The organism is Amycolatopsis sp. WAC 04197, from assembly GCF_003947475.1.
Classification (GTDB): domain Bacteria; phylum Actinomycetota; class Actinomycetes; order Mycobacteriales; family Pseudonocardiaceae; genus Amycolatopsis; species Amycolatopsis japonica.
On sequence record NZ_QHJK01000007.1, the window covers coordinates 184,284 to 210,956 of the forward strand.

Here is a 26,673-nt window from a genome sequence, read left to right on the forward strand (position 1 = left end):
TGCGCTACAACCGATGGCGTGCCGATTCGAACCCATGCGGTGACCGTGGTCTTCGCGGGCGTGCCCGAACCGCCCGCGTCCTCGGAGCTGGAGGTGGTCGCCCATACCCCCGACGAACGTGAAGCGGTCTGGCACGCCAGGGCGCTGCGGCCGGACGTCCTCGTCCTGTCCGTCCACCCGCCCGCGCTCGACGGGCTCGCCGTGACACGCGAGGTTTCATCCCGCGTACCGGACACCGCCGTGCTGGTGCTGACGCCGCCCGGCGACGGCGAACTCGTGGTCGCCGCGATGCTCGCGGGCGCGCGGGGCGTCCTGTCCCGCAGCGCGGGCCCCGACGATCTGATCCGCTTCATCCGCGGGGTCGCGGCGGGCGCGGTCGTCTTCGGCGAGCGCGCCGCGGACGGGCTCTACGGCCTGCTGTCCGCTTCACAGCCGATGCGGGCGTTCCCGCGGCTGACCTCACGCGAACACGAGGTGCTCGACCATCTGGCCGGCGGGCTGACGATCCCGGACGTCGCGCGCCGGCTGGGGCTCGCGCCCAAGACCGTGCGCAACGTCGTCACCTCGATCCAGGCCAAGGCGGGCACGGACGACCGGGAGGTGCTGCTCGCCCAAGCCCGGAACGCCGGGCTCGGCCGTCACTCGTAAGTGCGAGGTGTCCAGACGACGCCGTTCTCGGCGCGGGTCTTCGACGAGCCGATGATCAGCAGGCAGCGCATGTCCACACTGGCCGGATCGAGGGTGCCGAGGGTGACCACGCGGATGTCCTCCTCGGGGCCGCCGACGTCCCGGGCGACGACCACCGGCGTCTCCGGCGCGCGGTGCCGGAGCAGGACGTCGCGGGCCTGCGCGAGCTGCGTGGTCCGCGTGCGGGAAGCCGGGTTGTACAGCGCGAGCACGAGATCCGCCGCACCCGCGGCGTCCAGCCGTCGTTCGATGATCTCCCACGGCTTGAGCCGGTCGGACAGCGAAAGGACGCAGTAGTCGTGGCCCAGCGGGGCGCCGACCCGGGACGCGGCCGCCTGCGCGGCGGTCACGCCCGGCACGATCCGCACCCGTGCGCCCGCGCCGTGTCCGGCCGCGACCTGCTCCAGTACCGCCGACGCCATCGCGAACACGCCGGGGTCGCCCGACGAGACCACCGCGACCTTGGCCCCGTTGGCGGCCAGATCGAGCGCTTCGACGGCGCGTTCGGCCTCGACGCGGTTACCCGACGCGTGCCGCTGCTGGCCCGCGCGCTGCGGCACTCGCGCGACGTACGGGCCGTAGCCGACGATGTGCTCCGCCGCGGCCAGTTCCGCGGTCGCCTCGGGGGTCAGCCAATCCGGACCCGCCGGGCCGAGGCCGACGACCACGACCTCCCCGCCGGTGTGCGTTTCCACCTCGCGGGTGACTTCGGGTTCGTCGGCGAGCCGGGACGCGTAGGCCGGGCTGGGCAGCAGCGCCAGCGAGAAGTACGGAACCGACTCCGGATCGACGTCGGCGAACGGCTCGACGCGCTGTGCCTGCCAGGTCGCCCGTTCGACGTAGAAGGCGTCGTCCAGTTTCCCGGCTTCGGCCAGCGCCTCGCGGACGTTGCCGAACGTGCGGCCGAGTTTGAGCACCGCCGCGGCCTGCGTGTCGGCCAGGCGGCGCGCCAGCTCCGGGGCGGGCAGCGTGCCGGGCAGGATCGTGAGGACCTCGTCGCGCTGCACCAGCGGGCGGCCGAGCACCGACGATGCCGCGCTGACCGACGTCACGCCCGGCACCACGGTCGCCTCGTAGCGGTCGGCGAGGCGTTCGTGCATGTACATGTAGGAGCCGTAGAAGAACGGGTCGCCTTCGCAGAGCACGACCACGTCGCGTCCGGCGTCGAGGTGTTCGGCGAGCCGTTTCGCGCTCAGCTCGTAGAAGTCGGCGATGGCGCCTTCGTAACCGCCGGGGTGGTCGGTGGTCTCGGTCGTGACCGGGTAGACCAGCTTCTCCTCGATCTGGCCGTCCCGCAGGTACGGCTCGGCGACCGAACGCGCGATGCTCCGGCCGTGCCGCGCGCTGTGATAGGCGATGACGTCGGCCTCGCCGATCAGGCGCGCGGCCTTGACCGTCATCAGCTCGGGGTCACCCGGTCCGAGCCCGACACCCCAGAGTTTTCCGAGCCCGCTCATTCGACCTCACTCGCCATCGCGTTGATCGCGGCGACGGCCATCGCGCTGCCGCCGCGTCGTCCGTGCACCACCAGGTACGGGGCCGGTGCCCGTTTCGCGAGCTCCACTTTGGACTCGGCGGCGCCGATGAAGCCCACCGGGACCCCGATGATCGCCGCCGGGGCACCGACGCCCTCCTCCAGCAGCTCCAGCAGGCGGAACAGCGCGGTGGGCGCGTTGCCGATCGCCACCACGGAACCGGGCAGCTTGTCGCGCCACAGCTCCAGCGCGGCCGCGGACCGGGTGGTGCCCATCCGCTCGGCCAGCCCGGGCACCTTCGGATCGGACAGCGTGCACAGCACCTCGTTGGCGGCAGGCAAACGTTTGCGGGTCACCCCGGAGGCGATCATGTTCGCGTCGCACAGGATCGGCGCGCCCGCTTCGAGCGCGGCGCGGCCGGATTCCACCACGTCCAGGCTGTAGCGCAGATCGTCGACCAGGTCGACCATCCCGCAGGCGTGGATCATCCGCACGGCCAGCACCGCCACGTCGTCGGGCAGGATCGCGAGATCCGCCTCCTCACGGATGGTGGCGAACGAATGCCGGTAGATCTCGGCTCCGTCCCGGATGTAGTCGATCACTGTGTCCCTTTCTCCGCCAACGTTCTCGCCAGCTCGCCGACCGGGACGAACGCCCCGTCGACCAGATAACCGTCCTCCGTCGCGAGCACGTCGACGTGCTCGCGCGCGGGTTTGCCGCAGCGCCGTTCACAACCGGCGAAATGGGCTCGCGGGGCCCGCCCGATCCGCGCCGCGTCGGCCCGCACGTCGGCGAGCGACTTGGCGCAGCCCGGCTGCCCGATGCAGGCGCTGACCCCGAGCGACGGCGCGTCCGGATCGGTGATCAGCCCCGTGTCCGCGGCCAAGGGGCCGAGGACCAGGATCGATCGCCACGGCGTGACCACGGCGTTCCCGGCGTTCGCGATCGCGCGCGCCTGAGCCGAGGTGAGCCTGCCGAAGACCGGGGCGACCCCGATCGCTTCGCCGATCGGCCCGATCGGGAGGCCCGGGTTCACCTCGAACCGCCGCGGCTCCGTCGTCTCGCCGGGGATGTCCCTGAGCAGCGGCTCGACGTCGGCGAGTTCGCTGATCCGCCAGGCCGTTCCCCTCGTGCGAAGGAACGCGCGCGCGACCGCGAGCAGCGTCTCGACGGCGTGCTCGGCGGGGACACGCAGGCCGGTGTCCTCGCCCGCGAGCAATACGGCGCCGTCGCGCCAGCAGACGTCGGCGCCCTCACCGGCGACGTCGCCCTGGCCCCCGTCGAGGGCGAAAAGGAAGCGTCCCGGGAGTTCGGCCAGCTCCGGGACGGCACACAGGGCCTCGTCGAATTCCCGAGCGAGCTTTTGCGCGGTCTCGCTCAGCGGTGAGGCGAGGATGTTGCGGACGCGTTCGTGCGACGGCGAAGGCAGGAGCCCGGCCGCGGCGAGCCTGCCCGCGAGCCCCGGCCGGGTGACGCCGCGCAGCTGCACGTTGCCGCGGGAGGTCAGGTGGAGGGCGCCGTCACCGAGGTCGTCGGCGGCGTCGGCGAGCGCCCTGAACTGAGCCGCCGAGATGGCGCCACCGGGTAGCCGGATCCGGGCGAGCGGACCGTCGGCCGCGTCGTGCGTGGCGAAAACACCAGGGCACGCGTCGGCTCGGACACGTGCGCTCGTGGACATGCGCTCACTGTAGATGGCCGATTCCACCGAGAGTATGTCTCAGATCATATGTAGTAGGTGTGCTACATTCGATCGCAGCACTGAGATGGGGGTGACCAAATGAGAGATCCACACGACGTGATGATCTCCGTCAAAGATCTCCGGATGCGGTACGGCACGAACGACGTCCTCCACGGCGTCGACTTCACCGCGCACCGCGGCGAGGTGATCTGCCTGCTCGGCCCGAACGGGGCGGGCAAGACCACGACGATCGAGATCCTCGAAGGCTTCCGGATGCGGTCGGAGGGCGAGGTCAACGTGCTGGGCGTCGACCCGGCGCACGCCGACGAGAACTGGAGGGCGCGACTGGGGGTCGTCCTCCAGGCCTGGCGCGACCACGCGAAATGGCGGGTGCGCGAGCTGCTGGAGCACCTGGGCGGCTACTACGCGCCGTACTCCACGGATCGCATCAGGCGGCCGTGGGATCCGGACGAGCTGGTCGCCGCGGTCGGCCTGACCGCGCACGCGGACAAGAAGGTCCGGATGCTCTCGGGCGGGCAGCGGCGACGGCTCGACGTGGCGATCGGCATCGTCGGCCGCCCGGAACTGCTGTTCCTCGACGAGCCGACCGCCGGGCTGGACCCGGAGGCGCGGCGCGAGTTCCACGAACTCGTGCACCGGCTGACCGATGACGACGACACGACGATCCTGCTGACCACGCACGACCTCGACGAGGCCGAGAAGCTGGCCGACCGGATCCTGATCCTGAACCACGGCCGCATCGTGGCCGACGGTTCGGCCGACGCGCTGAGCAGGCAGATCGCCGGCGAGGCCGAGGTGCGCTGGACGCTGGACGGCCAGCGGTTCGTGCACTCCACGACCGAATCGACGAAGTACGTGCACGAACTGTTCAAACAGCACGGGGACGCCATCGGCGATCTGGAGGTCCGGCGGGCGTCGCTCGAAGACACGTACATGACCCTGGTCCGCAAGGCCGAATCCCTGGAGGCGGTGGGCGCGCGATGAACACGATCCAGCACAGTGTCCGGCTGGGCTTCCGGCGCGGCTGGCTCGAGGCCCGCCAGATGATGACCAACCGGGAAGACCTCTTCAACACCTTCCTCTACCCGGCGATCTTCGTGATCGTCATGTTCTTCATGCGCGACGCGAAATTGCCGGGCATGGAGTTCTCGCTCGGCGCCGCCACCGTGCCGAGCGTGCTGGGCGCGTCGATCGTGTTCACCGGCATGCTCGGGATGGCGGGCGTCCTCGCCGTCGAACGTGAGGACGGCACGCTCCTGCGCGCCAAGGCCACCCCGAACGGGATGATCGGCTACCTCGTCGGCAAGGTCGTCACGGTGTCGATGAGCACCGTCATCGGCATGCTGCTGGTACTGATCCCCAGCCTGATCCTGTTCGACGGCATCGCGCCCGGCGGGCTGACGTCGTGGCTGGGCCTGCTGTGGGTGCTGGTGCTCGGCCTGCTCGCCACGATGCCGATCGGCGCGATCTTCGGCTCGCTGACCTCGAACGCGCGCAGCATCGGGCTGATCATGCTGCCGACACTGGGGATCGGCGCGATCTCGGGGATCTTCTACCCGATCACCGCGCTGCCGGAATGGCTGCAGTACCTCGGGCAGGTGTTCCCGATGTACTGGCTCGGCCTCGGCATGCGGTCGGCGCTGCTGCCGGACTCGACGGTGGCCATCGAGATCGGCCAGTCCTGGCGGCCTTGGGAGACCCTCGGCGTGCTGTCGGTGTGGGCCGTGATCGGATTGACGCTGGCCCCGGTCGTCCTGCGGCGTATGGCGCGGCGCGAGTCCGGGTCCTCGGTGGCGGCACGACGGGAAAAGGCGATGCAGCGAATTGGCTAGCTCATGAGCGAGGTCGTTTACAACCGGATCGCGATGTTGCGGGCGGAACGGGGCATTTCCCGCCGCGAACTCGCCGATGCGCTGGGCGTGCACTACCAGACCATCGGCTACCTCGAACGCGGCGAGTACAGCCCGAGCCTCTACCTCGCCCTGCGGATCGCGGAGTTCTTCGAGGTGGCGGTGGAGATCATCTTCTCCACCGCCCCTTTCCCGCGGATCGGGGACTCTTCGTCGGAGCGGTCGGCGTGAGCCTGCTGGAGCGGGCGCACGCGCACGCGGTCCGACTGGGGCGCGATCGCATCGGGGGCGAGGAACTTCTGCTCGCCGTTCTCGACGACGGCGTCGGACACGCGCTCCCGGATGCTTTGGGGATCTCTCGCGATGTCCTTGTGGGGCGACTGGAGAAAGCGGCTTCGTCGCCTGCCGCCGGAAGCATCGACGGCTATCCGGTCACGGCCGAAGTCCTTGACGTGCCCCGATCCTCGGGTTTGGTGGAGCTGGTCGCCGGCCTGCTGGCCGCCGGGGGCGGAGCGGCTCGCGTCCTGGGCGAACACGGGGTGACCGAGGAGCGGGTGCGGGAGGCTTACGCGCGGATCTGGGCTCCCTTTCTGGATAAGAACGTCCCCTGGGGAGGCCCTGGGCCCGGCAGTCCGAAGCGCGGCCCTGCGGACCCGCCCGTCGAGATCGAGGCGCTGACTTCCGAGATCGCCGAATATCGGCGACGCAAGGAAGCGGCCGTCGATGCGCAGGAGTACACCCAGGCTGGTCTCATCCGCGACAAGGAGAAAGAGGTCGAGCGGCGGCGCTCCGTACTCATCCGGGAATGGGCGGCGACCGTCGATCCGGTGGATCTGGCCGAGGCGGTCGTTTCGCTGCGGGCCGAGGTCGCCGCCCTCCTTCGCCGCATTTAGCCGACTAAATGCGGCGGGTTCTTCCGCATTTAGTCGACTAAATGCGGGTCACTTAGGGTGAATCGGCGTTGGCGACTGTTTCACCCTTCCGTGTTGTCGGTGCGAGTTGGGTTGTTGCTTAAAATTACGAACACGTGTTCGATTTCTTTGGGTATTATGGAGGGGTGTCCGAGACCTTCCTCCCCGAACTGCCGCAGGAACTGTGGCGCGCCGGCAAGCTGGAGCTTGCCCATGGCGTGCAGCAGTCGTTGCAGGTGATCCGGATGGCGACCGCTTGTCTGGGGCGGTTTTTGGCGGAGATCGAGTCTCGTGGCGTCAAAGACTTGTACGGGCATGGCAGCACGGCCAGCTGGTTCGCGGAGCTGGCGGGACTATCACGCGGCGAAGCGGGCCCAATCGTCAAGCGGGCCATCGCGCTCAATCCCACGCGAGCTTTGGATGGCACGGAGGTTCCGCCGGTCGCACCGGCGACTGCCGCGGTGGCGGCTCAGGGGTTGGTCGGGGATGAGCGGATTGATCAGATCCTGGAGATCTTGAAGAACCTCCCCGCCGACACGTCTGCCGAGGATCGGGAGAGCGCGGAGAAGATCCTCGCTGACCTTGCCCCGAGTGCTGGCCCTCGGCAGCTCGCCAAGGCCGAGGCGAAACTGCAGGGCTGGCTCAATCCCGACGGCAACGAACCCAAAGATCCCGAACCGAAGGAACCGCGCCGCGAGATCACCCTGGAGCGCCGCAAGGACGGGTTCTGGAAACTCACCGGCCTCCTCGACGACGAGACCGGGGCCCGGACCGCCGCCGCGCTGGAGGCGCACGCCCAGCCACGGCCGGTCGACGAGTTCGGCCAAGCGGATCTGCGGATGAAATGCGAACGCCTGGGAGACGCCTGGGCCGAACTCCTGGACCTGGCCATCGCCTGCCCGGACCAGCCCGGCACCAGCGGCTACCGAACCCTCGTCCACGTGACCATTGGGCTTGAGGAACTCAAATCCGGTCTCGGCACCGCCTGCCTCGACTTCGTCGGAACCATGACCGCCCGGGAAGCCCGGCTCGCGGCCTGCGACTGCCTGATGGTGCCGGTCGTGATGAGCGCCTCGGGTGAGCCGCTGGATATGGGGCGGCTGAGACGATTCGTCACCCCAGGCCAACGACGCGCACTCAACATCCGAGACGGCGGCTGCGCCTTCCCCGGCTGTCACCGGAAACCCAAGAATTGCCACGCCCACCACATTCATCATTGGGCAGACGGAGGTCCGACCGATCTTCGGAATCTCGTGCTGCTGTGTGGCTTCCATCATCGGTTGATTCACCACGGTGACTGGGAAGTCCGGATGGCGGCCGATGGGTTACCGGAGTTCATCCCACCCCAATACCGGGACCCGCTCCGACAACCCCGTCGCAACACCCTGCATCACGTCTGACCACCGAAGAGCCCGTCGGCCACGCCGTCGACGGGCCCTTCGTCATGCCCGCAGTCGGCGACTGTGTGGATTTCGGGACATCTGACGTCCCAAAATCCACAGCCCATCACCACCAGCCAGTCACGACCGAAACACCCGCACCCGAAAACCCAGAACCCCAAAGCCCCAACCAACATGAAGACCTCCTCATCCGTCCTTAACGGACGATTCAGAAGCGCGCCACAAACTCATCACCGTGACCGCCTACACCTACACGACCAGCCCACCGAGAAAGCCCCCCAACCCCGAAAAACCCAAGCACACCAAGGCATGGCTGATCCCCACGACAGCCATCCCGGCGCTGAGCACCGCGCTCGTGCCGGGCGGACCGGGCTGGCAGGGCGCACTGGTCCTGGCCGTCTTCGCCGCGGCAGTGGGCGCCTGGATCCTGACCAGCCTGGACGACACGTGGATCGCGCTGGCGGCGGTGGCCGTCCTTGCCGTGGCAGGGGTTCTGGCCCCCGCCGACCTGTTCGCCACCCTCGGTGCGGATCTGGTGTGGCTGCTGATCGCGGCGTTCGTGCTGGCGGCGGGGCTGACCGCTTCAGGACTGGTCGACCGGTTCGTGGCCCTGGTCCCGGCGCGGGCGCGATCGGTGCGCGGGCTGGCGCATCTGTCGACGGTCGCGGTGGTGGTCTCGTCGCTGGTGGTCCCCTCGACGTCGGGGCGGGCGGCGCTGGCCGTGCCGGTGTTCACCGCCTTGGCCAGCGCGCTCCCGAGAATGGTCAAGGCGCTCTCGGTGCTGTTCCCGACGGTGGTGTTGCTGTCGGCGGTCTCGACGCTCATCGGCGCGGGCGCGCATCTGGTGGCCGATCAGCTTCTGCGTGAAGCGACCGGCGACGGCATCGGCTTCCTGCGCTGGCTGTTGCTCGGCCTGCCACTGGCGGTGGTCTCGTCCCATCTCGCGGCCGAGGTCGTCTTGCGGTTGTTCACCACCCGCGAAGACCGTCGCGAGCGGTTCGACCTGCGCTCCAGGTTCCCGCCGCGAGGGCCGTGGACCCGGACGGAACGGTGCGCGGCGGTCACCATCGGAGCCGTGCTGGTGCTGTGGTGCACCGAGCCGTGGCACGGACTGCCGCCCGCGCTGGTCGGGCTCGTCGGCGCCTTGGCGATGTGCGTGCCACCGCATCGGGTCACCACGGGTACGGCCCTGAAGACCGTGCCGTGGTCGTTGCTGCTCTTCACCGCCGCGACGGCCGCGCTGGGCGGCGCACTGGTGGGGTCGGGCGCGGCGGCGTGGGTGGCGGACGTGGCCTTGAGTCCCGTCCGGGGCGCGCCGGCGTGGATGGTGCTGGCGGCGGTGATCGTGGTGAGCACGGCCGCGCATCTGGCGGTGCAGTCCCGCTCGGCGCGGTCTTCGGTGCTGGTGCCGGTGGTGATCCCGCTCGCGGCGGCCACCGGGCTGGCCCCGGCCGCGGCGGTGTTCGCCTCCACCGCGGCGGCGGGGTTCTGCCACACCCTCACCTCGTCCGCCAAACCCGTCGCCCTCTTCTCCGACATCGACGGCGTGCCGACCTATTCGTCCCGCGACCTGCTCCGGCTGTCGAAAGTGCTCGCGCCGCTGCACGTGGTCGTCGTCGCCGTCTTCGCCTTGCTCGTCTGGCCGCACCTCGGCCTCTCGCTCATCCCGTGAACCACCAGGAGGAAGTCATGCGGATCGTCGTCGCCCCCAGTGGGTTCAAGGAAAGTCTCGGTGCCGAAGCCGCCGCCGACGCCATCGCCGAGGGCGTGCTGCGGGTCGTCCCGTTCGCGGAGATCGACCGCGTCCCGCTCGTGGACGGCGGCGAGGGGTCGGCCGCGGCCCTGGCCGGGAGCACCGGCGGAAAGATCGTGGACACCGTCGTCACCGGTCCGGTCGGGCTGCCGGTGCGCTCCCATTTCGCGATTCTCGGCGACGGGTCGACGGCGGTGGTCGAGATGGCGGCGGCCGCGGGTCTCCGCCTGGTACCCGCCGATCGGCGCGATCCCGGGCGCACCACCAGCCGGGGCGTCGGCGAGCTGATGATCGCCGCGCTCGACTCGGGCTGTTCGTCGGTGCTCGTCGGCTGCGGCGATTCCGGCGTGTCCGACGGCGGCGCCGGGGCGCTCCAGGCGCTGGGTGCCCGGGTGCTCGATCGCGCCGGTCAGGAGGTGGGACCCGGCGGGGCGGAGCTGGCGCGGGCCCGCCACATCGACGTGTCCGGGCTCGATCCGAGACTCGCGGACACCGAACTCCGGCTGGCGGTCAACCCGCACAACGTCCTGTGCGGCCCTCGCGGCGTGGCCAGGGTGTTCGGCCCGCAGAAGGGCGCCACTCCCGAGCAGGTGGAGCGGCTGTCGGCGGCGCTCGACCACTGGGCCGACGTCCTGCGCCGCGATCTGGGCGCCGACGTCGCGCTCGTCCCCGGCTCCGGCGCGTCCGGAGGCCTCGGCGCGGGGCTGTGCGCGGCGCTGGGAGCCCGGCTGCTGCCACGCTTCGAGGTATTGCTGGACCACGTCGACCTCGACGCGCGGCTGGCGGCGGCCGATCTCGTGGTCACCGCCGAGGGCACGATCGACGCCCAGACCCCGCACGGGAAGGTGCCCGCCGAGGTCGCGCGCCGGGCCAAGGCGCACGGCAAGCCGGTGGTCGCGCTCGCCGGGCGGATCGGTTTGGACGCCGACACCACCTACGCGGTCGGCATCGACGCCTTCCAGGCCATCCAGCCCGGCCCGGTGGATCTGGACGAGGCGATCCTGCGCGGCGCGGAGTTCCTCACCGACGCCGCCGAACGGTTGCTGCGGATGGTGCTGGTCGGCACCCGTCTGTCCACGCCCGTTATGTGAAGATTCCTTCATCTTGTCCTCATCTTCGCCACATCGACGACCGGAAGGGTGGAGCCATGGCCCGTTCGCCGCGTATCGCCCTCCTCATCGCCGCCGTGGCGCTCCCGCTCGGTGCGGCCGCGGTCACCTGGGCATGGCCGGAGCCGCCCGCGCCGCAGGCGCCGATCGAGGTGAAACTGAAGGAACATCCGACGTCGACCACCCAGCCCCCTCCGCCGAGCAGTTCCACGCCGGTGGTCGTGCCACCGCCCCCGGTGGTCCCGCCCGGCGACGACCAGGACGACGACGGTGCCGACGACGACTGAAACCAGGATGCGGGCGGTCCCCGCGCGCGTCCGGATCATGGGCTGGCTGCTGCTGCTCGTCGCCGTGGTGACGGTGTCGACGACGCTGGTCACGTACAACCTGTTGCTGCGCGAGGTCGACAGCGACGTCAACGCCGCGCTCGAGCAGGAGGCCGCCGAACTGGGCCAGGTGCTGGCCGAGGGGGTGGACCGCGCCACCGGGCAGCCGTTCCCGGACGTGCGGTCCGCGCTGTCGGCGCATCTGCGGCGCCAGTACGTCGACGACGACGAAGTGGTCCTGGCCTGGACGCCGTCGTCCGGGCCGATCCTGCAGGACCGCGAGGAACCGTTCCGGCTGGGCGAGAGCCCGGCGGTGCTGGATCCGATCCTCGCCGACCCGGCGCGCAGCGGCAGCGTGGAGACCCCCGCCGGCGAGATGCGCTGGATCCGGGTCGACGCGTCCGGCACCCGAGAGGGTGACCGCGGTTCGTTCGTCGTCGGTTACTTCGTGGACCGCGACCGCGCCGAGATCGCCACCACCGTGCGGACCCTGCTGTTCGTCGGGCTGCTCGGGCTCGTCCTGGCCGGGGCCGCGGCGTGGCTGGTCGCCGGGCAGATCCTCGCCCCGGTGCGGCTGGTGCGCCGCGCCGCCGCCGAGATCACCGAACACGACCTGACCCGCCGCATCCCGGTGGACGGCCGCGACGACGTCGCCGCGCTCGCCGAACAGTTCAACGCCATGCTCGACCGGCTCGACCTCGCGTTCGCCACCCAGCGGCGCTTCCTCGACGACGCCGGCCACGAACTGCGGACGCCCATCACGATCGTGCTCGGCCATCTCGAACTGCTCGACGACGACCCGGTCGCGCGGGCCGAGGCGATCCGGCTGTGCGTCGACGAACTGGACCGGATGAACCGCATCGTCGGCGATCTCTTGCTGCTGGCGAAGGCCGAGCAGCCCGACTTCGTCACCCTCGCCCTCACCGACGTCACCGAGCTGACCAGCGATCTTTACGCCAAGGTCCGCACCATCGGCGATCGTCGCTGGCGGCTGGAGGCGCTCGGCGAGGGCCAGGTGCCGCTCGACGAGCAGCGCACGACCCAGGCCGTGGTGCAGCTGGCCCAGAACGCGGTCCAGCACACCGAAGACGGCGACGAGATCCTGATCGGCTCGGCCGTCACCGAGGACACCGTGTCGTTCTGGGTGGCCGACCATGGCCCGGGAGTGCCGCGAGAGGACGCCGAGAAGATCTTCCAGCGATTCAACCGGGGTCCGTCGGGCGGCCATCGGAGCGGGGCCGGGCTCGGGCTGGCGATCGTGCGCGCCATCGCCGAGGCCCAGCACGGCCTGGTGCGCCTGGAATCCGCGCCGGGACACGGCGCCCGGTTCACCATCGAAATCCCGGTTCGTTCAGCCGAAGGAGGCACGTCGTGGCCCGCATCCTGATCGCCGAGGACGAGGAGCGCATCGCCTCGTTCGTCCGCAAGGGGCTCGTCGCCAACGGCTTCACCACCACCGTCGTCGCGGACGGTGAGCAGGCCCTCCAGTACGCCCTCGGTGACGGCTACGACCTGCTGGTACTCGACCTCGGCCTGCCCTCCCGCGACGGCCTGTCCGTGCTGCGGACGCTGCGCGAACAGCACAACACCATCCCGGTGGTGATCCTCACCGCGCACGATTCGCCGCAGACCACCCTGGCCGGGCTGGAGGGCGGCGCCGACGACTACATGGCCAAACCGTTCCGCTTCGACGAGCTGCTGGCCAGGATCCGGCTCCGCCTGCGCCGCACCGAACTCGTCGCCGAGACCACGGTGCTGCACGCGGGCCCGCTGTCGCTGGATCTGCGCACGCGCCGCGCGGACGTCGACGGCACCGGTGTCGACCTGACCTCGCGCGAGTTCGCCCTGCTGGAGCTGTTCATCCGCCACCAGGGCCAGGTGCTGACCCGCGAGCAGATCCTCTCGCACGTGTGGGGGTACGACTTCGACCCGGGCTCCAACATCGTCGACGTCTACGTCCGCACCCTGCGGCGCAAGATCGGGGCGGGCCACATCCGCACCGCGCGCGGGATGGGGTACGCGTTCGACCCCGGTCACACATCACCTTGACTCCCGCCGGAGCGCACCGGAGAGTGAACTCGACCCATGCGACGGCAGAGGGAGGAACCCGGTGAGAGTCCGGGGCGGTCCCGCCACTGTCACCCTCCCGGCACGGGAGGGGAGCCAGGAACTCCGGCCGTCGCGACCACCCGACCCGGGGCGCGGACACCCCGAGTGAGGACTGCCGTGATCCTGCTTCTGTCCACTTCGGACACCGACCTGCTCAGCGCCCGTTCCAGCGAGGCCGAGTACCGGCTGGCCAACCCGGCCCGCCTCGACCTCGCCGAGCTGCCCTCCCTGCTCGACGGCGTGCACATCGTCGTCGTCCGGATCCTCGGCTCCGAGCGCAGCTGGCAGGAGGGGCTCGACACGGTCCGCGCGAGCAGCGCGCACGTCGTGGTCCTCGGCGGCGAGCAGACGCCGGACGCGCAGCTCATGAAACTGTCCACCGTCCCGGCGGGCACCGCGGCGGAGGCGCACGCGTATCTCGCGCAGGGCGGCCCGGCCAACCTCACCCAGCTGCACCGGTTCCTGAGCGACACCCTCCTGCTCACCGGTGACGGCTTCGAGCCACCCGCCGTGCAGCCGCTGTGGGGCGTCCTGGAGCGCGAGCCGAAGAGCACCGAGGGCCCGGTCGTCGCGATCCTCTACTACCGGGCACATCACCTGTCCGGGAACACCGAGTTCGTCCACGCCCTCGCCGACGCCGTCGAGGACGCCGGGGGCCGCGCGCTCCCGATCCACTGCGCCTCCCTGCGCACCCGCGAGCCGGAGATGATGGCCGAGCTGGCCAAGGCCGACGCGCTCCTGGTCACCGTGCTGGCCGCCGGCGGCACCCGGCCGTCCGAGGTCGGCGCCGGTGGCGACGACGAGGCGTGGGACGTCGCCGAGATGGCCGCGCTCGACATCCCGATCCTGCAGGCACTGTGCCTCACCAGCGATCGCGAGACCTGGTCCGCGAACGACGACGGCCTCTCGCCGCTCGACGCGGGCAACCAGATGGCCGTCCCCGAGTTCGACGGCCGTCTCATCACCGTCCCGTTCTCGTTCAAGGAGATCGACGACGACGGCCTCCCCAAGTACGTGCCGGACGCCGAGCGCGCTTCGCGGGTCGCCAAGATCGCGCTCGCGCACGCCCGCCTGCGCCACACTCCCCCGCCGGAACGCCGGATCGCGCTGATGCTGTCCGCGTACCCGACGAAGCATTCCCGCGTCGGCAACGCCGTCGGCCTCGACACGCCCGCGTCCGCGATCGAACTGCTGCGCCGCATGCGCGACCAGGGTTACGACCTCGGTGACGATCCGTTCCCCGGCGTCGAACCCACCGGCACCGACCAGCCCGACGGCGACGCGCTGATCCACGCGCTCATCGCCGCGGGCGGCCAGGATCCGGAGTGGCTCACCGAGGAACAGCTGTCCGGCAACCCGATCCGCGTGCCCGCGGACAAGTACCGCGAGTGGTTCGCCGAGCTGCCCGCGGAACTGCGCGAGGACATGGAGGAGCACTGGGGCCCGGCGCCCGGCGAACTCTACGTGGACAACGGGGACATCGTGCTGGCGTCGCTGCAGTCCGGCAACGTCATCCTGATGATCCAGCCGCCGCGCGGTTTCGGCGAGAACCCGGTCGCGATCTACCACAACCCGGACCTCCCGCCGAGCCACCACTACCTGGCCGCGTACCGCTGGCTGGAGGAGGAATTCGGCGCGCACGCCGTCGTCCACCTCGGCAAACACGGTTCGCTGGAATGGCTTCCCGGCAAGACCGCGGGTCTCTCGGACTCGTGCGCGCCGGACGCCGTCCTGGGCAATCTGCCGCTGATCTACCCGTTCCTGATCAACGACCCCGGCGAGGGCGCGCAGGCGAAACGGCGCGCGCACGCCACGATCGTCGACCATCTGATCCCGCCGATGGCCCGCGCCGAGAGCTACGGCGACATGGCCCGGCTGGAACAGCTCCTCGACGAGCACGCCAACATCGCCGCGATGGACCCGGCGAAACTGCCCGCGGTCCGCGCGCAGATCTGGACGCTGATCCAGGCCGCGAAACTGGACCACGACCTCGGTGTCGAAGAACGCCCGCACGACGCGGAGTTCGACGACTTCCTGCTGCACATCGACGGCTGGCTGTGCGAGGTCAAGGACGCCCAGATCCGCGACGGCCTGCACATCCTCGGCGCCGCGCCGGTGGGCGAGGCGCGGATCAACCTCGTGCTCGCCATGCTGCGCGCCCAGCAGATGTGGGGTGGCAAACAGGGCGCGATCCCGGGCCTGCGGTCCGCGTTGGGGCTCAAGGAGAACAGCGACGCCCCACTGTCCGAAGTGGACGCCATCGAGCAGACGGCGCGCTCGCTCGTCGAGGCGATGGAGGCCAGGGACTGGTCCCCCGCCGCCGTCGCCGAAGTCGTCGCCGAGGTGCCGGAACACCAGGAGGTCGCCCGCGTGCTGACCTTCGCCGCCACCGAGATCGTGCCGCGCCTGGCGGGCACCGGCGCCGAGATCGACGCCGTGCTCCACGCGCTCGACGGCGGCTACATCCCGGCGGGCCCCAGCGGTTCTCCCCTGCGCGGCCTGATCAACGTGCTGCCGACCGGCCGCAACTTCTACACCGTCGACCCGAAGGCCATCCCGAGCCGTCTCGCGTGGGAGACCGGACAGGCGCTCGCGGACTCGCTTCTCCGCCGCTACAAGGAGGACACGGGCGACTGGCCGCGTTCGGTCGGTCTCTCGGTCTGGGGCACGTCGGCGATGCGCACGTCGGGTGACGACGCGGCGGAAGTCCTCGCCCTGCTGGGTGTCCAGCCGGTTTGGGACGAGGCGTCACGGCGTGTCACCGGCATCGAGGCGATCCCGCTCGCCGAACTCGGCCGTCCGCGGATCGACGTCACCGTGCGGATCAGCGGGTTCTTCCGCGACGCCTTCCCGCATGTGATCACTCTCCTGGACGACGCGGTGCGCCTGGTGGCGAACCTCGACGAGCCGGACGAGCAGAACTTCGTGCGGGCCCACGCGCGCGCGGATCTGGCCGCGCACGGCGACGAACGCCGGGCCACCACGAGGATCTTCGGCTCCAAGCCGGGCGCGTACGGCGCGGGCCTGCTGCCGCTGATGGATTCCGGGAACTGGCGCGACGACAAGGATCTCGCCGAGGTCTACGCGGTCTGGGGCGGCTTCGCCTACGGCCGCGACCTCGACGGCAGGCCGGCGCGCGAGGACATGGAGAACTCGTACAAGCGGATCGTGGTCGCGGCCAAGAACACCGACACCCGCGAGCACGACATCGCCGACTCCGACGACTACTTCCAGTACCACGGCGGGATGATCGCGACGGTCCGCGCGCTGACCGGGACCGCGCCCGCGTCCTACGTCGGCGACAGCACCACCCCGGACGCCGTCCGCACCCGCACGCTCGGCGAGGAGACCGCCCGCGTCTTCCGGGCCCGCGTGGTCAACCCGCGCTGGCTGGCGGCGATGCGCAAGCACGGCTACAAGGGCGCTTTCGAGCTGGCGGCGACGGTCGACTACCTGTTCGGTTTCGACGCCACCGCGGGTGTGGTCGGTGACTGGATGTACGAGAAGCTCACCGAGTCCTACGTGCTCGACGAGGTCAACCAGGAGTTCCTGCGCCAGGCCAACCCGTGGGCGCTGCGCGGCATCATCGAGCGGCTGAACGAGGCGGCCGATCGGGGCCTGTGGGCGGAGCCGGACGCCGATCTTTTGGCTCAGCTGCGCGAGGTCTACCTATCGCTGGAGGGGGATCTCGAATCCTGACATCACCCGCTGGAGCAGTGCCGTGGCACTCCCGGCGGTACCACTGTCGTATGCGCAGAACTTAGCGTGACAAGGGCGGTGGGACGTCAATGATCGGGAGGACAGCGATGATCAAGCGTCTGTTGAGGGTCGTGCTTCGCCACGGTTGCTGCTCGGCGTGCACCGGTCAGGGCTGCGGCTGCTGCGACGCCTGCAAGTAGCTCAGAGGTGGACACCCGGGATATGGGTGTTCGCGCGGCGGACGTCGGCGGCGAGGGCGGGTACCTCGATCACCCGGCGTCCGGCCGCCTCCAGTGTCTCGGCGCCGACGCAGTCGACGAACACCGACGGCTCGCGCCAGGCGAAAACGACGCGCGGGATGCCGGCGTCGAGGATGAGCTGGGTGCAGCTTCGCGGATGTGACGTCCGCGAGCTGCACGGCTCCAGTGACGTGTACATCGTCGCCTCCGCCAGCCTCGGATCCCCTGGTTCGAGTTTGGCGAGCGCGGCTTCTTCGGCATGGTTGGCGGGATCGCCGTCGCCCGAGAAACCGGTGGAGAGCACTTCGCCGTCGGCGGCGGTGATCACCGCGCCGACGCGGAAGGTGCGCGGCGGGCAGTTCTCCGCCAGCGCGATGGCCTCGCGCAGGTGCCGGATGTCCACATCGGACGGTTCCGGCGTCGCGTGGTACTCCAGAACCGCGATGTCGCCCAGCCTTGTGCTTTCGACCAAGGTCAGCCCGCGCGGGTACGCACCTGGCCCTACGAAGCGCGGCGCGTTCGGGTCGCCGACGAAGAACGGCGCGACGGCCAGATGCAGCTCGTCGACCAGGCCCTCGGTGAGGAACTGGGTGTGGATCGCGCCGCCGCCTTCGACCATCAGCCGCCGGATGCCGCGCGCGTGGAGATCGGCCAGCATTTCATTCAGGCCGGACAGTTCGACGACGGTCGCCTTCACCCCCGTGACGACGCCGGGCGGCACGTAGACGAGCTTCTCTGTGTCGCCGACAGTGAAGAACTGCGCCGCCGGATCGAGTGACCCGCTCCGCGTGAGGGTGACCTTGACCGGTTGCTCCGGGCGTCCTTCCGCGACCCTTTTCGCCACGAGCTCCGGAGAACGCACCAGCAACCGCGGGTTGTCCGCACGCACCGTGTTCGCGCCGACGAGGATCGCGTCCGACGCGGCACGCAGGCCGTCCACCCTGGCCCAGTCCTCCTGGTTCGACAGCACCAGCCGGGTGTCGCTCGCGTCATCGAGGTAGCCGTCGAGCGAGACCGCGGCGGAGAGCAGGACATGAGGGCGTTCGATCACGCTCGCCAGTATGCCTCTCGTGGGTGTTTGGGACAGGCCGTGACTCGGGGCTCTGTGGCGGGTCGTTCGTTGCCGGGATTCGGCGACGGCCTGAGCCGGGGTCGGGTGCCGCGTCGGGGCGACGCTCTGGTGCCGTTGCCGGTATTCGGCAACGACCGCCTGCGGGAACCGGAACCGCCCGATGTCACGTGACCGAGACCGACACGCCTGCACCGTTGCCGGAAATCGGCGACCGCACCTGCCGGGGACCGGCCCGATGCCACACCAGGGCCGACGCACCTGGCGGCCGTTGCCGCAAATCGGCGACGGTTTCCTGCGGGAACCCGGGACCGCCCGATGTCGCGCGATCAAGGACGACACCCTCGGCGTTACCGAAATTCGGCGACAGCGCCTGCCTGCACCAGGGACCGCCCCCGTGCCGCATCAGGGCCGACCGCACGGCGGCCGTTACCGCAATTCGGCAACGACCACCTGCGGGAACCCGGACCGGTCCGACGTCACGTGACCGAGACCGACACGCCTGCACCGTTGCCGCAAATCGGCGACAACGCCTGCCGACACCAGGGACCACCCCCGCACCGAATCAGGGCCGACCGCACCGGCGACCATTGCCGCAATTCGGCAACGACCGCGGAATCCACGACGCTAACCGCAGCCACATGACCGACTCCCCCGCATTGCCGCAATTCGACAACAGCGCCTAGGGCACCAGGGATCGTCCCCGTGTCGCCGAATATCGGCGACGGTGGTTGCGGTCGCATGATCCAGAGCTGCGACCGGGCCCCACATCGAAAAATCGGTCGCCACCCGGCCACCCACGAGCTACCCTGCCACGGTGATCTTCTGAGACGAACCTGCGCCCTCATCCACCTCCTTCGCAGGGAGTCTCATGTCTTCTTCCTTGACGCTTTCCGACGTCACCTTCACCTGGCCCGACGGCGCCCCGGCGTTCGACCGCCTTTCGCTCACCCTCGGCGCCGGCCGCACCGGCCTGGTCGGCACCAACGGATCCGGCAAGTCCACGCTGCTCAGGCTGCTCGCCGGCGAGCTGCGGCCCACGACGGGTTCCATCACCACACCGGGTGAACTCGGCTACTTGCCGCAGAACCTCGTCCTCGACACCGGCCGCCGCGTCGACGACGTGCTCGGGGTCACCGCGATCCGCGCGGCGATCAGGGCCGTCGAGGACGGTTCCGCCACCGAAGAGCACTTCGCCACCATCGGCGACAACTGGGACGTCGAGGAACGCATCCGCGCGATCCTCGACCGGCTCGGCCTGGAGGCCGTCCGCCTGGACCGGCGGGCGGGCGAGCTGTCCGGCGGCGAACTCACGCTGCTCGGGCTGGCCGCCCTGCTGCTGCGCCGTCCCGCCGCGTTGCTGCTCGACGAGCCCACGAACAACCTCGACCTGCGGGCCCGTGAACTCGTGCACCGCGAGGTCGCGGGCTGGGGTGGGATCCTCGTGGTGGTCTCGCACGATCGCGAACTGCTCCGGCTGGTCGACCGGATCGCCGAGGTCCGCGAGCACGAGGTCACCTTGTACGGCGGCAACCTCGCGGACTACGAACACGCCGTCGAGGTCGCGCAGGAGGCCGCCCGGCGACATGTGCGCGCGGCGGAGTCGGACGTCAAACGGCAGAAGCGGGAGCTGGTCGAGGCCGGGATCAAACTCGCCCGGCGGGCCCGCTACGGCCAGCAGATGTGGGACCGGAAACGCGAACCCAAGGTGCGGATGCGCAAACGTCAGGAGGACGCGCAGATCGCCGCGGGCAAGTATCGGAACCTGCACACCGACCGGCTGGAAGGCGCCGTCGAGGCGCTGAAGGCCGCCGAGGAACTGGTGCGGGAGGACGCCGAGATCCGTGTCGAGCTGCCGGAGACGACCGTCGCCCGCGGCACGGACGTGCTCCGCATCGACGCCGTGCCCCGGTTCGGCCCGGCGGTGGACCTGCACGTCATGGGCCCCGAGCGGATCGCGCTCACCGGCCCGAACGGTTCGGGGAAGACCACCCTGCTGCGGACGATCGCCGGCGAGCTGCCGCCGAAGTCGGGCGAGGTGGGGCTGTTCGTCCCTGCGAGGCTGCTTCCCCAGCGGATCGACGTACTGGACGACACTTTGTCCATTGTGGACAATGTGCGGCTGGTCGCGCCGTCGCTCACGGACAACGAGATCCGTGCGAGGCTCGCGCGGTTCCTGTTCCGGGGCAAGGCGGCCGACCGCGAGGTGGGGTCGTTGTCCGGCGGGGAACGGTTCCGGGCCGCGCTGGCGACGTTGCTGCTGACCGAGCCCACGCCTCAGCTCCTGCTGCTCGACGAGCCGACGAACAACCTCGACCTGGCGAGCGTGCGGCGGCTCACCGAGGCGCTGCTGGCCTACCGGGGCACGCTGATCGTGGCGAGCCATGACCGGCCGTTCCTGAGCGACATCGGCATCACCCGATGGCTCCCCCTCCGCAATTAGTCCTCTGGATGCGGTACTTGCACACGCAAGTACCGCATCCAGAGGACGAAATGCGAGGGTGGGTCAGGCGTCGAAGTCCACGGTGACGGCATCGGAGACGGGCACAGACTGGCAGGTGAGGACGAAACCGGCGTCGACTTCGGCCTTCTCCAGCGCGAAGTTGCGCCGCATGTCCACCTTGCCGTCGCAGATCTTCGCCCGGCAGGTGCCGCACACGCCGCCCTTGCAGGCGAACGGCAGATCCGGACGGAACTTCTGCGCGCCGTCGAGCACCGAAGTCCCGCGCGGCAGCGTCATCGTCGTCGACCGGCCGTCGAGCACCAGCGTGACCTCGCTGGACGCACCCACGACGGCCGGGTCGACGTGATGCACCGGCTCCGGCGGAGTGTCCACATAGAACAGTTCCTGGTGGATCCGCTCCTCGGCGACGTCCAGCGAGCGCAGGAGTTCCTGCGCGCCGGTCACCATCTCGAACGGCCCGCACAGCCACCAGTGCGCGACGTCCTCGACCGGGATCAGCACGGTGCACAGGCGCCGCAGCTTCTCCACGTCGAGCCGCCCGGTGAACAGTTCGGCCTCGCGCGGCTCACGCGAGAGCACGTGGACGAGTTCGAGCCGCGCGGGGTAACGGTCCTTCAGATCCGCGAGGTCGTCGGCGAACATGACGGTGTCCGTGCGGCGGTTGCCGTAGAGCACGGTCACCGTCGCGTCGGAGTCGCTGAGCAGCGAAGACGCGATCGACAACACCGGCGTGATCCCCGATCCGGCCGCGATCAGCACGTGATGCCCGGCGGCTTCCAGATCGGGGCTGAAGTTGCCGGTCGGCGGTGCCACCTCGATCTCGTCGCCCGGTTTCACGTCGCGCACGAGCCACGACGAGAACAGCCCGCCCGGCACCTCACGGACGCCGACCCGCGGCGCCGCGCCGGCGGGCGCGCAGATCGAGTACGACCGGCGCTCGTCGCGGCCGTCGATCTCGCGGCGCAGGGTCAGCGACTGCCCCGCCTTGAAGCGGAAGGTGTCCGCGAGCTCGTCGGGCACGTCGAAGGTCACCGCGACGGCGTCGTCGCACAGGCGCTGGACGTCCGCCACCTTCAGGGCGTGGAATCCCGTGCGGCGCAGGGTTGCGGTCACGCTAGATCTCCTTGACGTGTTCGAACGGTTCGAGGCAGAACCGGCAGCGGCGCAAGGCTTTGCACGCGGTCGCGCTGAACCGGGACTGCTCTTCGGTGTCCGCGGAACCACAGTTCGGGCAGCGGACCGACGACACCGCCGGGCTCAGCGTGAGCGGGATCGGCCCGGTCCGCCGCGGCGCGGCGCCCGGCGGCGCGATCCCGGCCTCGGCCAGTTTCCGTTTGCCGTCTTCGGTGATCCAGTCGGTGGACCAGGCGGGCTGCAGCACCGTGCGGACCTCGACCTCGCCGTAACCCGCGCCGGTCAACGCGTGCACGAGGTCGTCGCGCATGGTGTCCATCGCCGGGCAGCCGGTGTAGGTCGGGGTGATCGCGACGACCACCCGACCGTCCTCTTCGGACACTTCTCGCAGCACGCCGAGGTCGGCGAGGGTGAGCATCGGCAGTTCCGGGTCGGTGACCGTGGCCGCCACGGCGTACGCGGTCACCATGTCGCGTCCGGATGTTCCCTGGCGACACTCTGCAGTGTCGCCAGCAGGTAGCCCATCCGCTCGGTGTGCACGCCGTCGCGGCCCATCCGGCCGGAAACCCCGGCGATGGCACCGATTTCGGGACGTTTCAGCGTCGCGGCGGCCAGCACCTGGTCCAGGATCGCGTCGAACTCCGGCCGCAGCGACGGCGACTCGACGAACTCGACCTCGTGCGCCGCGAAAAGCTCGTCCACGTACGGCCAGACCGCGTCGAGGCCCTCCTGCATCCGCGCGTGGGACAGCTCGGTGCCGTCGCCGAGGCGCACGGCCCACTGGGCGGCGTAGTCGCGGTGATACGCGACTTCCTTGACCCCTTTGTCCGCGATGGCCGCGAGCACCGGGTCCACAGAGGACTGAAGCCGCTGCAGCAAAGCGAGCCGCCAGATCGAGAACACCAGCAGCCGCGCGATCAGATGCCCGAAGTGCCCGCCTTCGAGTTCGGCCAGCCGGACGTTGCGGTACTCCTGCTCGCTCCGGAAGAAGGCGTACGAATCCTCCGAACGCTCGCTGCCGTCGGCCTTGCCCGCGCGGGCCAGCAGCAGCCGGGCCTGTCCGAGCAGGTCGAGCGCGATGTTCGCGATCGCGACCTCGTCCTCGAGTTCGGGCGCGTTCGTGCACCACTCCTGCAGCCGGTGCGAGAAGATCAGCGCGTCGTCGCCGAGCATCAGGCAGTAGGCCGCCAGCCTGTCACCGTCCACACCGGACGGAACCGTGGTGTCCACACCGGACAGTGGATCCTCGAACCCGGTGCCGAAGGCCCAGCGGGAGTCGTTCTCCTCGGTGATCGCCTCGTAGGCGTTGTCGAAGCTCATGTCAGATGTGGGGGACGTTGTCGGGGATTTCGTAGAACGTCGGGTGCCGGTACACCTTGTCGCCGCTGGGCGCGAAGAACGGGTCCTTCTCGTCCGGCGAGGACGCGGTGATGTCCGACGCGCGCACGACCCAGATCGACACGCCCTCGTTGCGGCGGGTGTACAGATCCCGCGCGTGGTGCAACGCCATGTCGTCGTCCGCCGCGTGCAGCGAACCCACGTGCACGTGGTTCAGCCCGCGCTTGCCCCGGACGAACACCTCGTACAACGGCCAGTCGTGTTTCATCGCGAACCCTTCTTCGCTGCGTGCGCCGAGGCGGCTTCCCGCACCCACGCGCCGTCTTCCTGGGCCCGCCGCCGGTGCGCGACGCGCTGGGCGTTGCAGGGGCCGTTGCCCTTCAACACGTTCTTGAACTCGTCCCAGTCGACGGCGCCGAAGTCGTAGTGCCCGCGCTCGGCGTTCCACTTCAGGTCCGGGTCCGGGAAGGTGACGCCCAGCGCCTCGGCCTGCGGAATGGACATGTCGACAAAGCGCTGGCGCAGCTCGTCGTTGGTGTGCCGCTTGACCTTCCACGCCATCGACTGCGCGGTGTTCGGCGAATCCGCGTCCGGCGGGCCGAACATCATCAGCGACGGCCACCACCAGCGGTTCACCGCCTCCTGCACCATCTCGCGCTGCTTCTCGGTGCCGCGCATCATCGTCATCAGCAGTTCGTAGCCCTGCCGCTGGTGGAAGGACTCCTCCTTGCAGATGCGGATCATGGCGCGCGCGTACGGCCCGTACGAGCTGCGGCACAACGGAACCTGGTTGCAGATCGCCGCGCCGTCCACCAGCCAGCCGATCACGCCGACGTCGGCGAAGGTCAGCGTCGGATAGTTGAAGATCGACGAGTACTTCTGCTTGCCGTTGATCAGCTTGTCGGTCAGATCCGCGCGGTCGGCGCCGAGCGTGGCGGCCGCGGAGTACAGGTACAGCCCGTGCCCGGCCTCGTCCTGCACCTTCGCGAGCAAGATCGCCTTACGCCGCAAGGAAGGCGCGCGGGTGATCCAGTTGCCCTCCGGCTGCATGCCGATGATCTCCGAATGCGCGTGCTGCGCGATCTGCCGGATCATCGTCTTGCGGTAACCCTCGGGCACCCAGTCGCGCGGTTCGATGCGCTGGTCGCGCTCGATCGTCGCCTCGAAATGCCGTTCGAGGTCTTCTTCCGGCAACGTCGCGGTCATGACTGCTCCTTCGCCACCAGGGTGAGGACGTCGTACTTGGCGACCGAGTCACCGTCGGCGTTGGTGACGTCGGCGTCCCAGCGGACCTCGCCGTACTCCTGGTCGATCCGCGGGGTGATCTGCTTGGCGGTCAAGGTCACGGTCAGCGAGTCGCCGACCTTGACCGGGGTGAGGAACCGCAGGTTCTCCAGGCCGTAGTTCGCCAGCACCGGGCCGGGTTCGGGCGAGACGAACAGGCCGGCGGCGAACGAGACCACGAGGTACCCGTGCGCCACGATCCCGCCGAACAGCGGGTTCGCCGCTGCGGCCTCGGGGTCGGTGTGGGCGTAGAACGTGTCGCCCGTGAACTCGGCGAAGTGGTCGACGTCCTCCTGGGTGACGGTGCGCGGGCCTGCGACCACGGAGTCGCCGATCTTGAGCTCCGCCAAGGACTTCCGGAACGGGTGGACGTCGCCTTCGGCACGCGGCGCACCCGCGACCCAGCGGCCGGTGACCGTGCTCAGGGCGGCGGGCGAACCCTGGACCGCCGTGCGCTGCATGTGGTGCAGTACGCCGCGGACGCCGCCCATCTCCTCGCCCCCACCGGCGCGGCCGGGGCCACCGTGCACCAGCTGCGGCATCGGGGAACCGTGCCCGGTGGACTCCTTGGCGTCTTCGGCGTCCAGCACGAGCAGGCGGCCGTGGTACGGCGCGACACCGAGGACGACCTCGCGCACGAACTCCTTGTCGGCGGAAACGACGGAGCCCACGAGGCTGCCGCCGCCGCGGGCGGCGAGCTCGATGACCTGCTCGGTGGAGGTGTAGGGCAGCAGCGTCGACACCGGGCCGAACGCCTCGACCTCGTGCGGCTCGGAGCGTTCCGGGTCGGCCTTCAGCAGTACGGGTGAGATGAACGCGCCGCGTTCGGCGTCCGCGCCGACGACCTCGACCTGCTCCGGGTCGCCGAAGACGACCGTGCCGACGTCCAGCAGCGCCTTGAGCGACCGCCGGACCTCCTCGCGCTGCTCCAGGCTGGCGAGGGCACCCATCCGGATGCCCTCGGCGGTCGGGTTTCCGACGGTGGTCTTCGCCAGGCGTGCGCTCGCGGCCTCGGCGACGTCGTCCAGCAGGTCGGCGGGAACGAAGGCGCGGCGGATGGCGGTGCACTTCTGACCGGCCTTGACCGTCATCTCGGTGGTCAGCTGCTTGACGTAGAGGTCGAACTCGGTGGTGCCGGGTTTGGCGTCCGGGCCGAGGATCGACAGATTCAGCGAGTCGGCCTCGGCGTTGAACCGCACCGAGTTGCGCACGATCGCGGGGTGCGCGCGCAGCTTCTGCGCGGTCGACGCGGAGCCGGTGAACGAGACGAGGTCCTGCGCGGTGACGTGGTCGAGCAGGTCGCCGACGCTGCCCGCGACGAACTGCAGCGTGCCCTCGGGCAGGATGCCGGATTCGATGATGATCTCGACCAGCCGCGCGGTGAGGTACGCGGTCTGGCTGGCCGGCTTGATCAGGCTCGGCACCCCGGCGAGGAACGCGGGCGCGAACTTCTCCAGCGGACCCCAGACGGGGAAGTTGAACGCGTTGATCTGGACGGCGACCCCGCGCAGCGGCACGGCGATGTGCTGGGCGACGAACGTGCCGCCCTTGCTCAGCGGCTCGACGTTGCCGTCGACGTAGACGGTGTCGTTCGGCAGCTCGCGCTTGCCCTTGCTGGAGTAGGCGAACAGCACGCCGATGCCGCCGTCGATGTCGACCATCGAGTCGCCCTTGGTCGCGCCTGTGCGCGCGGAGAGCGCGTACAGCTCCTCGCGGTGTTCACGCAGGTGGGAGGCCAGCGCCTTCAGCAGCGCGGCACGCTGGTGGAAGGTCAGCTCGCGCAGCGCGGGGCCGCCGACGCGGCGGCCGTACTCCAGCGCGGCGGCGAAGTCGATGCCGTCGGACGAGACCCGGGCGACCTCTTCGCCGGTGGAGGCGTCGTGCAGCGGTACTCCGTCACTTTCCGCCGTGTGCCACCCGCCGGAGACGTAGCTGCGCAGCAATGCCATGGGGCCGACCCTTCGATGGTGGGATTAACAGACCGTCCGTTCAGTAATTCACTGTAGCTCCTGACCGGGGTCTTGCAAACCCCCTGACGGCGGTGGACCCTTGACATCTGCCCGAAAGCGCGCCTTTACTTGCGGCACCCTTTAACAACCGTCCGTTCGGTCAGTAACCAGGTGGTCT

At 70.0% G+C, this 26,673-nt stretch carries 23 protein-coding genes and 1 riboswitch; of the genes, 13 read left to right on the forward strand and 10 right to left on the reverse strand.

What is annotated here, in order from left to right; genetic code table 11:
• Positions 1-18 precede the first annotated feature (18 nt).
• The gene (locus DMC64_RS24955; protein ID WP_233629799.1) at positions 19-648 is read left to right on the forward strand and encodes a response regulator transcription factor; all 630 of its coding nucleotides are present in this window, start codon (positions 19-21) and stop codon (positions 646-648) included.
• Here the strand turns inward: DMC64_RS24955 and DMC64_RS24960 are convergent.
• The 3 genes from DMC64_RS24960 to DMC64_RS24970 are packed head-to-tail and all read right to left on the reverse strand — an operon-like array spanning position 639 to position 3,840.
• Entirely contained in the window at positions 639-2,144 is a 1,506-nt protein-coding gene (locus DMC64_RS24960; protein WP_125735504.1) for a precorrin-2 C(20)-methyltransferase, read from the reverse strand. The genes DMC64_RS24955 and DMC64_RS24960 overlap by 10 nt on opposite strands.
• A complete protein-coding gene (locus tag DMC64_RS24965) occupies positions 2,141-2,764 on the reverse strand; it encodes a precorrin-8X methylmutase (RefSeq protein ID WP_016332061.1) in 624 nt (207 codons plus the stop codon). The genes DMC64_RS24960 and DMC64_RS24965 overlap by 4 nt, the downstream gene beginning before the upstream one ends.
• Positions 2,761-3,840 (reverse strand): precorrin-3B synthase, encoded by a 1,080-nt coding sequence (locus DMC64_RS24970; RefSeq protein ID WP_125735505.1) that lies wholly within the window; start codon positions 3,838-3,840, stop codon positions 2,761-2,763. Before DMC64_RS24970 ends, DMC64_RS24965 begins: the two co-directional genes overlap by 4 nt.
• A 99-nt stretch (positions 3,841-3,939) precedes the next feature.
• Between DMC64_RS24970 and DMC64_RS24975 the strand changes: the two genes are divergently transcribed.
• From DMC64_RS24975 to cobN, 11 genes are all read left to right on the forward strand, one after another.
• On the forward strand, positions 3,940-4,845 hold the full coding sequence (locus DMC64_RS24975) for an ABC transporter ATP-binding protein (protein ID WP_125735506.1): 906 nt from the start codon (positions 3,940-3,942) through the stop codon (positions 4,843-4,845).
• Positions 4,842-5,693, forward strand: a complete 852-nt coding sequence (locus tag DMC64_RS24980) for an ABC transporter permease (RefSeq protein WP_125735507.1) — start codon at positions 4,842-4,844, stop codon at positions 5,691-5,693. Before DMC64_RS24975 ends, DMC64_RS24980 begins: the two co-directional genes overlap by 4 nt.
• Before the next feature lie 3 nt (positions 5,694-5,696).
• The gene (locus tag DMC64_RS24985; RefSeq protein ID WP_005162705.1) at positions 5,697-5,942 is read left to right on the forward strand and encodes a helix-turn-helix transcriptional regulator; all 246 of its coding nucleotides are present in this window, start codon (positions 5,697-5,699) and stop codon (positions 5,940-5,942) included.
• The gene (locus tag DMC64_RS24990) at positions 5,939-6,604 is read left to right on the forward strand and encodes a UvrB/UvrC motif-containing protein (RefSeq protein WP_125735508.1); all 666 of its coding nucleotides are present in this window, start codon (positions 5,939-5,941) and stop codon (positions 6,602-6,604) included. Before DMC64_RS24985 ends, DMC64_RS24990 begins: the two co-directional genes overlap by 4 nt.
• A gap of 164 nt (positions 6,605-6,768) precedes the next feature.
• Positions 6,769-8,022: an HNH endonuclease signature motif containing protein gene (locus tag DMC64_RS24995; protein ID WP_125735509.1), complete on the forward strand. Its 1,254-nt coding sequence runs from the start codon at positions 6,769-6,771 to the stop codon at positions 8,020-8,022.
• 235 nt (positions 8,023-8,257) lie between these two features.
• On the forward strand, positions 8,258-9,694 hold the full coding sequence (locus DMC64_RS25000; protein ID WP_125735510.1) for an SLC13 family permease: 1,437 nt from the start codon (positions 8,258-8,260) through the stop codon (positions 9,692-9,694).
• Positions 9,695-9,711: 17 nt separating this feature from the next.
• Entirely contained in the window at positions 9,712-10,866 is a 1,155-nt protein-coding gene (locus DMC64_RS25005) for a glycerate kinase (protein WP_125735511.1), read from the forward strand.
• A 56-nt stretch (positions 10,867-10,922) separates the two neighbouring features.
• Positions 10,923-11,171, forward strand: a complete 249-nt coding sequence (locus DMC64_RS25010; protein WP_037346637.1) for a hypothetical protein — start codon at positions 10,923-10,925, stop codon at positions 11,169-11,171.
• The gene (locus DMC64_RS25015) at positions 11,155-12,597 is read left to right on the forward strand and encodes a HAMP domain-containing sensor histidine kinase (RefSeq protein ID WP_233629800.1); all 1,443 of its coding nucleotides are present in this window, start codon (positions 11,155-11,157) and stop codon (positions 12,595-12,597) included. The genes DMC64_RS25010 and DMC64_RS25015 overlap by 17 nt, the downstream gene beginning before the upstream one ends.
• Positions 12,582-13,259 (forward strand): response regulator transcription factor, encoded by a 678-nt coding sequence (locus tag DMC64_RS25020; protein WP_125735512.1) that lies wholly within the window; start codon positions 12,582-12,584, stop codon positions 13,257-13,259. The genes DMC64_RS25015 and DMC64_RS25020 overlap by 16 nt, the downstream gene beginning before the upstream one ends.
• 51 nt (positions 13,260-13,310) lie before the next feature.
• Positions 13,311-13,383, forward strand: a riboswitch (cobalamin riboswitch).
• 53 nt (positions 13,384-13,436) lie between these two features.
• Positions 13,437-17,018 (forward strand): cobaltochelatase subunit CobN, encoded by a 3,582-nt coding sequence (gene cobN, locus DMC64_RS25025; protein WP_125735513.1) that lies wholly within the window; start codon positions 13,437-13,439, stop codon positions 17,016-17,018.
• A gap of 201 nt (positions 17,019-17,219) precedes the next feature.
• Here cobN and DMC64_RS25030 read toward each other — a convergent pair whose 3' ends face one another.
• Positions 17,220-18,308 carry a dihydrofolate reductase family protein gene (locus tag DMC64_RS25030; protein WP_125735514.1) on the reverse strand — a complete coding sequence of 363 codons (1,089 nt, stop codon included), beginning with the start codon at positions 18,306-18,308 and terminating at the stop codon, positions 17,220-17,222.
• Positions 18,309-19,197: 889 nt separating this feature from the next.
• Here DMC64_RS25030 and DMC64_RS25035 point away from each other — a divergent pair.
• On the forward strand, positions 19,198-20,769 hold the full coding sequence (locus tag DMC64_RS25035) for an ABC-F family ATP-binding cassette domain-containing protein (protein WP_125735515.1): 1,572 nt from the start codon (positions 19,198-19,200) through the stop codon (positions 20,767-20,769).
• Positions 20,770-20,832: 63 nt separating this feature from the next.
• Here the strand turns inward: DMC64_RS25035 and paaE are convergent, their stop codons facing one another.
• The 6 genes from paaE to paaZ are packed head-to-tail and all read right to left on the reverse strand — an operon-like array spanning position 20,833 to position 26,495.
• A complete protein-coding gene (gene paaE, locus DMC64_RS25040; RefSeq protein WP_125735516.1) occupies positions 20,833-21,903 on the reverse strand; it encodes a 1,2-phenylacetyl-CoA epoxidase subunit PaaE in 1,071 nt (356 codons plus the stop codon).
• A 1-nt stretch (position 21,904) separates the two neighbouring features.
• The gene (gene paaD / locus DMC64_RS25045; protein WP_037346628.1) at positions 21,905-22,393 is read right to left on the reverse strand and encodes a 1,2-phenylacetyl-CoA epoxidase subunit PaaD; all 489 of its coding nucleotides are present in this window, start codon (positions 22,391-22,393) and stop codon (positions 21,905-21,907) included.
• On the reverse strand, positions 22,387-23,244 hold the full coding sequence (gene paaC / locus DMC64_RS25050) for a 1,2-phenylacetyl-CoA epoxidase subunit PaaC (protein WP_125735517.1): 858 nt from the start codon (positions 23,242-23,244) through the stop codon (positions 22,387-22,389). The genes paaD and paaC overlap by 7 nt, the downstream gene beginning before the upstream one ends.
• Position 23,245: 1 nt before the next feature.
• On the reverse strand, positions 23,246-23,530 hold the full coding sequence (gene paaB / locus DMC64_RS25055) for a 1,2-phenylacetyl-CoA epoxidase subunit PaaB (protein ID WP_037346994.1): 285 nt from the start codon (positions 23,528-23,530) through the stop codon (positions 23,246-23,248).
• Positions 23,527-24,468, reverse strand: coding sequence for a 1,2-phenylacetyl-CoA epoxidase subunit PaaA (gene paaA / locus DMC64_RS25060; protein ID WP_037346626.1), 942 nt, complete (start codon positions 24,466-24,468; stop codon positions 23,527-23,529). The genes paaB and paaA overlap by 4 nt, the downstream gene beginning before the upstream one ends.
• Entirely contained in the window at positions 24,465-26,495 is a 2,031-nt protein-coding gene (gene paaZ, locus DMC64_RS25065; RefSeq protein ID WP_125735518.1) for a phenylacetic acid degradation bifunctional protein PaaZ, read from the reverse strand. The genes paaA and paaZ overlap by 4 nt, the downstream gene beginning before the upstream one ends.
• Positions 26,496-26,673: the final 178 nt, after the last annotated feature.

What these genes read in the sequence shown, in the direction of transcription:
- DMC64_RS24960 (WP_125735504.1), bottom strand. Translation starts at nt 2,144, where the DNA reads ATGAGCGGGCTCGGAAAACTCTGGGGTGTCGGGCTCGGACCGGGTGAC.
- DMC64_RS24970 (WP_125735505.1), bottom strand. Translation starts at nt 3,840, where the DNA reads ATGTCCACGAGCGCACGTGTCCGAGCCGACGCGTGCCCTGGTGTTTTC.
- DMC64_RS24975 (WP_125735506.1), top strand. Translation starts at nt 3,940, where the DNA reads ATGAGAGATCCACACGACGTGATGATCTCCGTCAAAGATCTCCGGATG.
- DMC64_RS24980 (WP_125735507.1), top strand. Translation starts at nt 4,842, where the DNA reads ATGAACACGATCCAGCACAGTGTCCGGCTGGGCTTCCGGCGCGGCTGG.
- DMC64_RS24985 (WP_005162705.1), top strand. Translation starts at nt 5,697, where the DNA reads ATGAGCGAGGTCGTTTACAACCGGATCGCGATGTTGCGGGCGGAACGG.
- DMC64_RS25005 (WP_125735511.1), top strand. Translation starts at nt 9,712, where the DNA reads ATGCGGATCGTCGTCGCCCCCAGTGGGTTCAAGGAAAGTCTCGGTGCC.
- DMC64_RS25010 (WP_037346637.1), top strand. Translation starts at nt 10,923, where the DNA reads ATGGCCCGTTCGCCGCGTATCGCCCTCCTCATCGCCGCCGTGGCGCTC.
- DMC64_RS25035 (WP_125735515.1), top strand. Translation starts at nt 19,198, where the DNA reads ATGTCTTCTTCCTTGACGCTTTCCGACGTCACCTTCACCTGGCCCGAC.
- paaD (WP_037346628.1), bottom strand. Translation starts at nt 22,393, where the DNA reads ATGGTGACCGCGTACGCCGTGGCGGCCACGGTCACCGACCCGGAACTG.
- paaC (WP_125735517.1), bottom strand. Translation starts at nt 23,244, where the DNA reads ATGAGCTTCGACAACGCCTACGAGGCGATCACCGAGGAGAACGACTCC.
- paaB (WP_037346994.1), bottom strand. Translation starts at nt 23,530, where the DNA reads ATGAAACACGACTGGCCGTTGTACGAGGTGTTCGTCCGGGGCAAGCGC.
- paaA (WP_037346626.1), bottom strand. Translation starts at nt 24,468, where the DNA reads ATGACCGCGACGTTGCCGGAAGAAGACCTCGAACGGCATTTCGAGGCG.
- paaZ (WP_125735518.1), bottom strand. Translation starts at nt 26,495, where the DNA reads ATGGCATTGCTGCGCAGCTACGTCTCCGGCGGGTGGCACACGGCGGAA.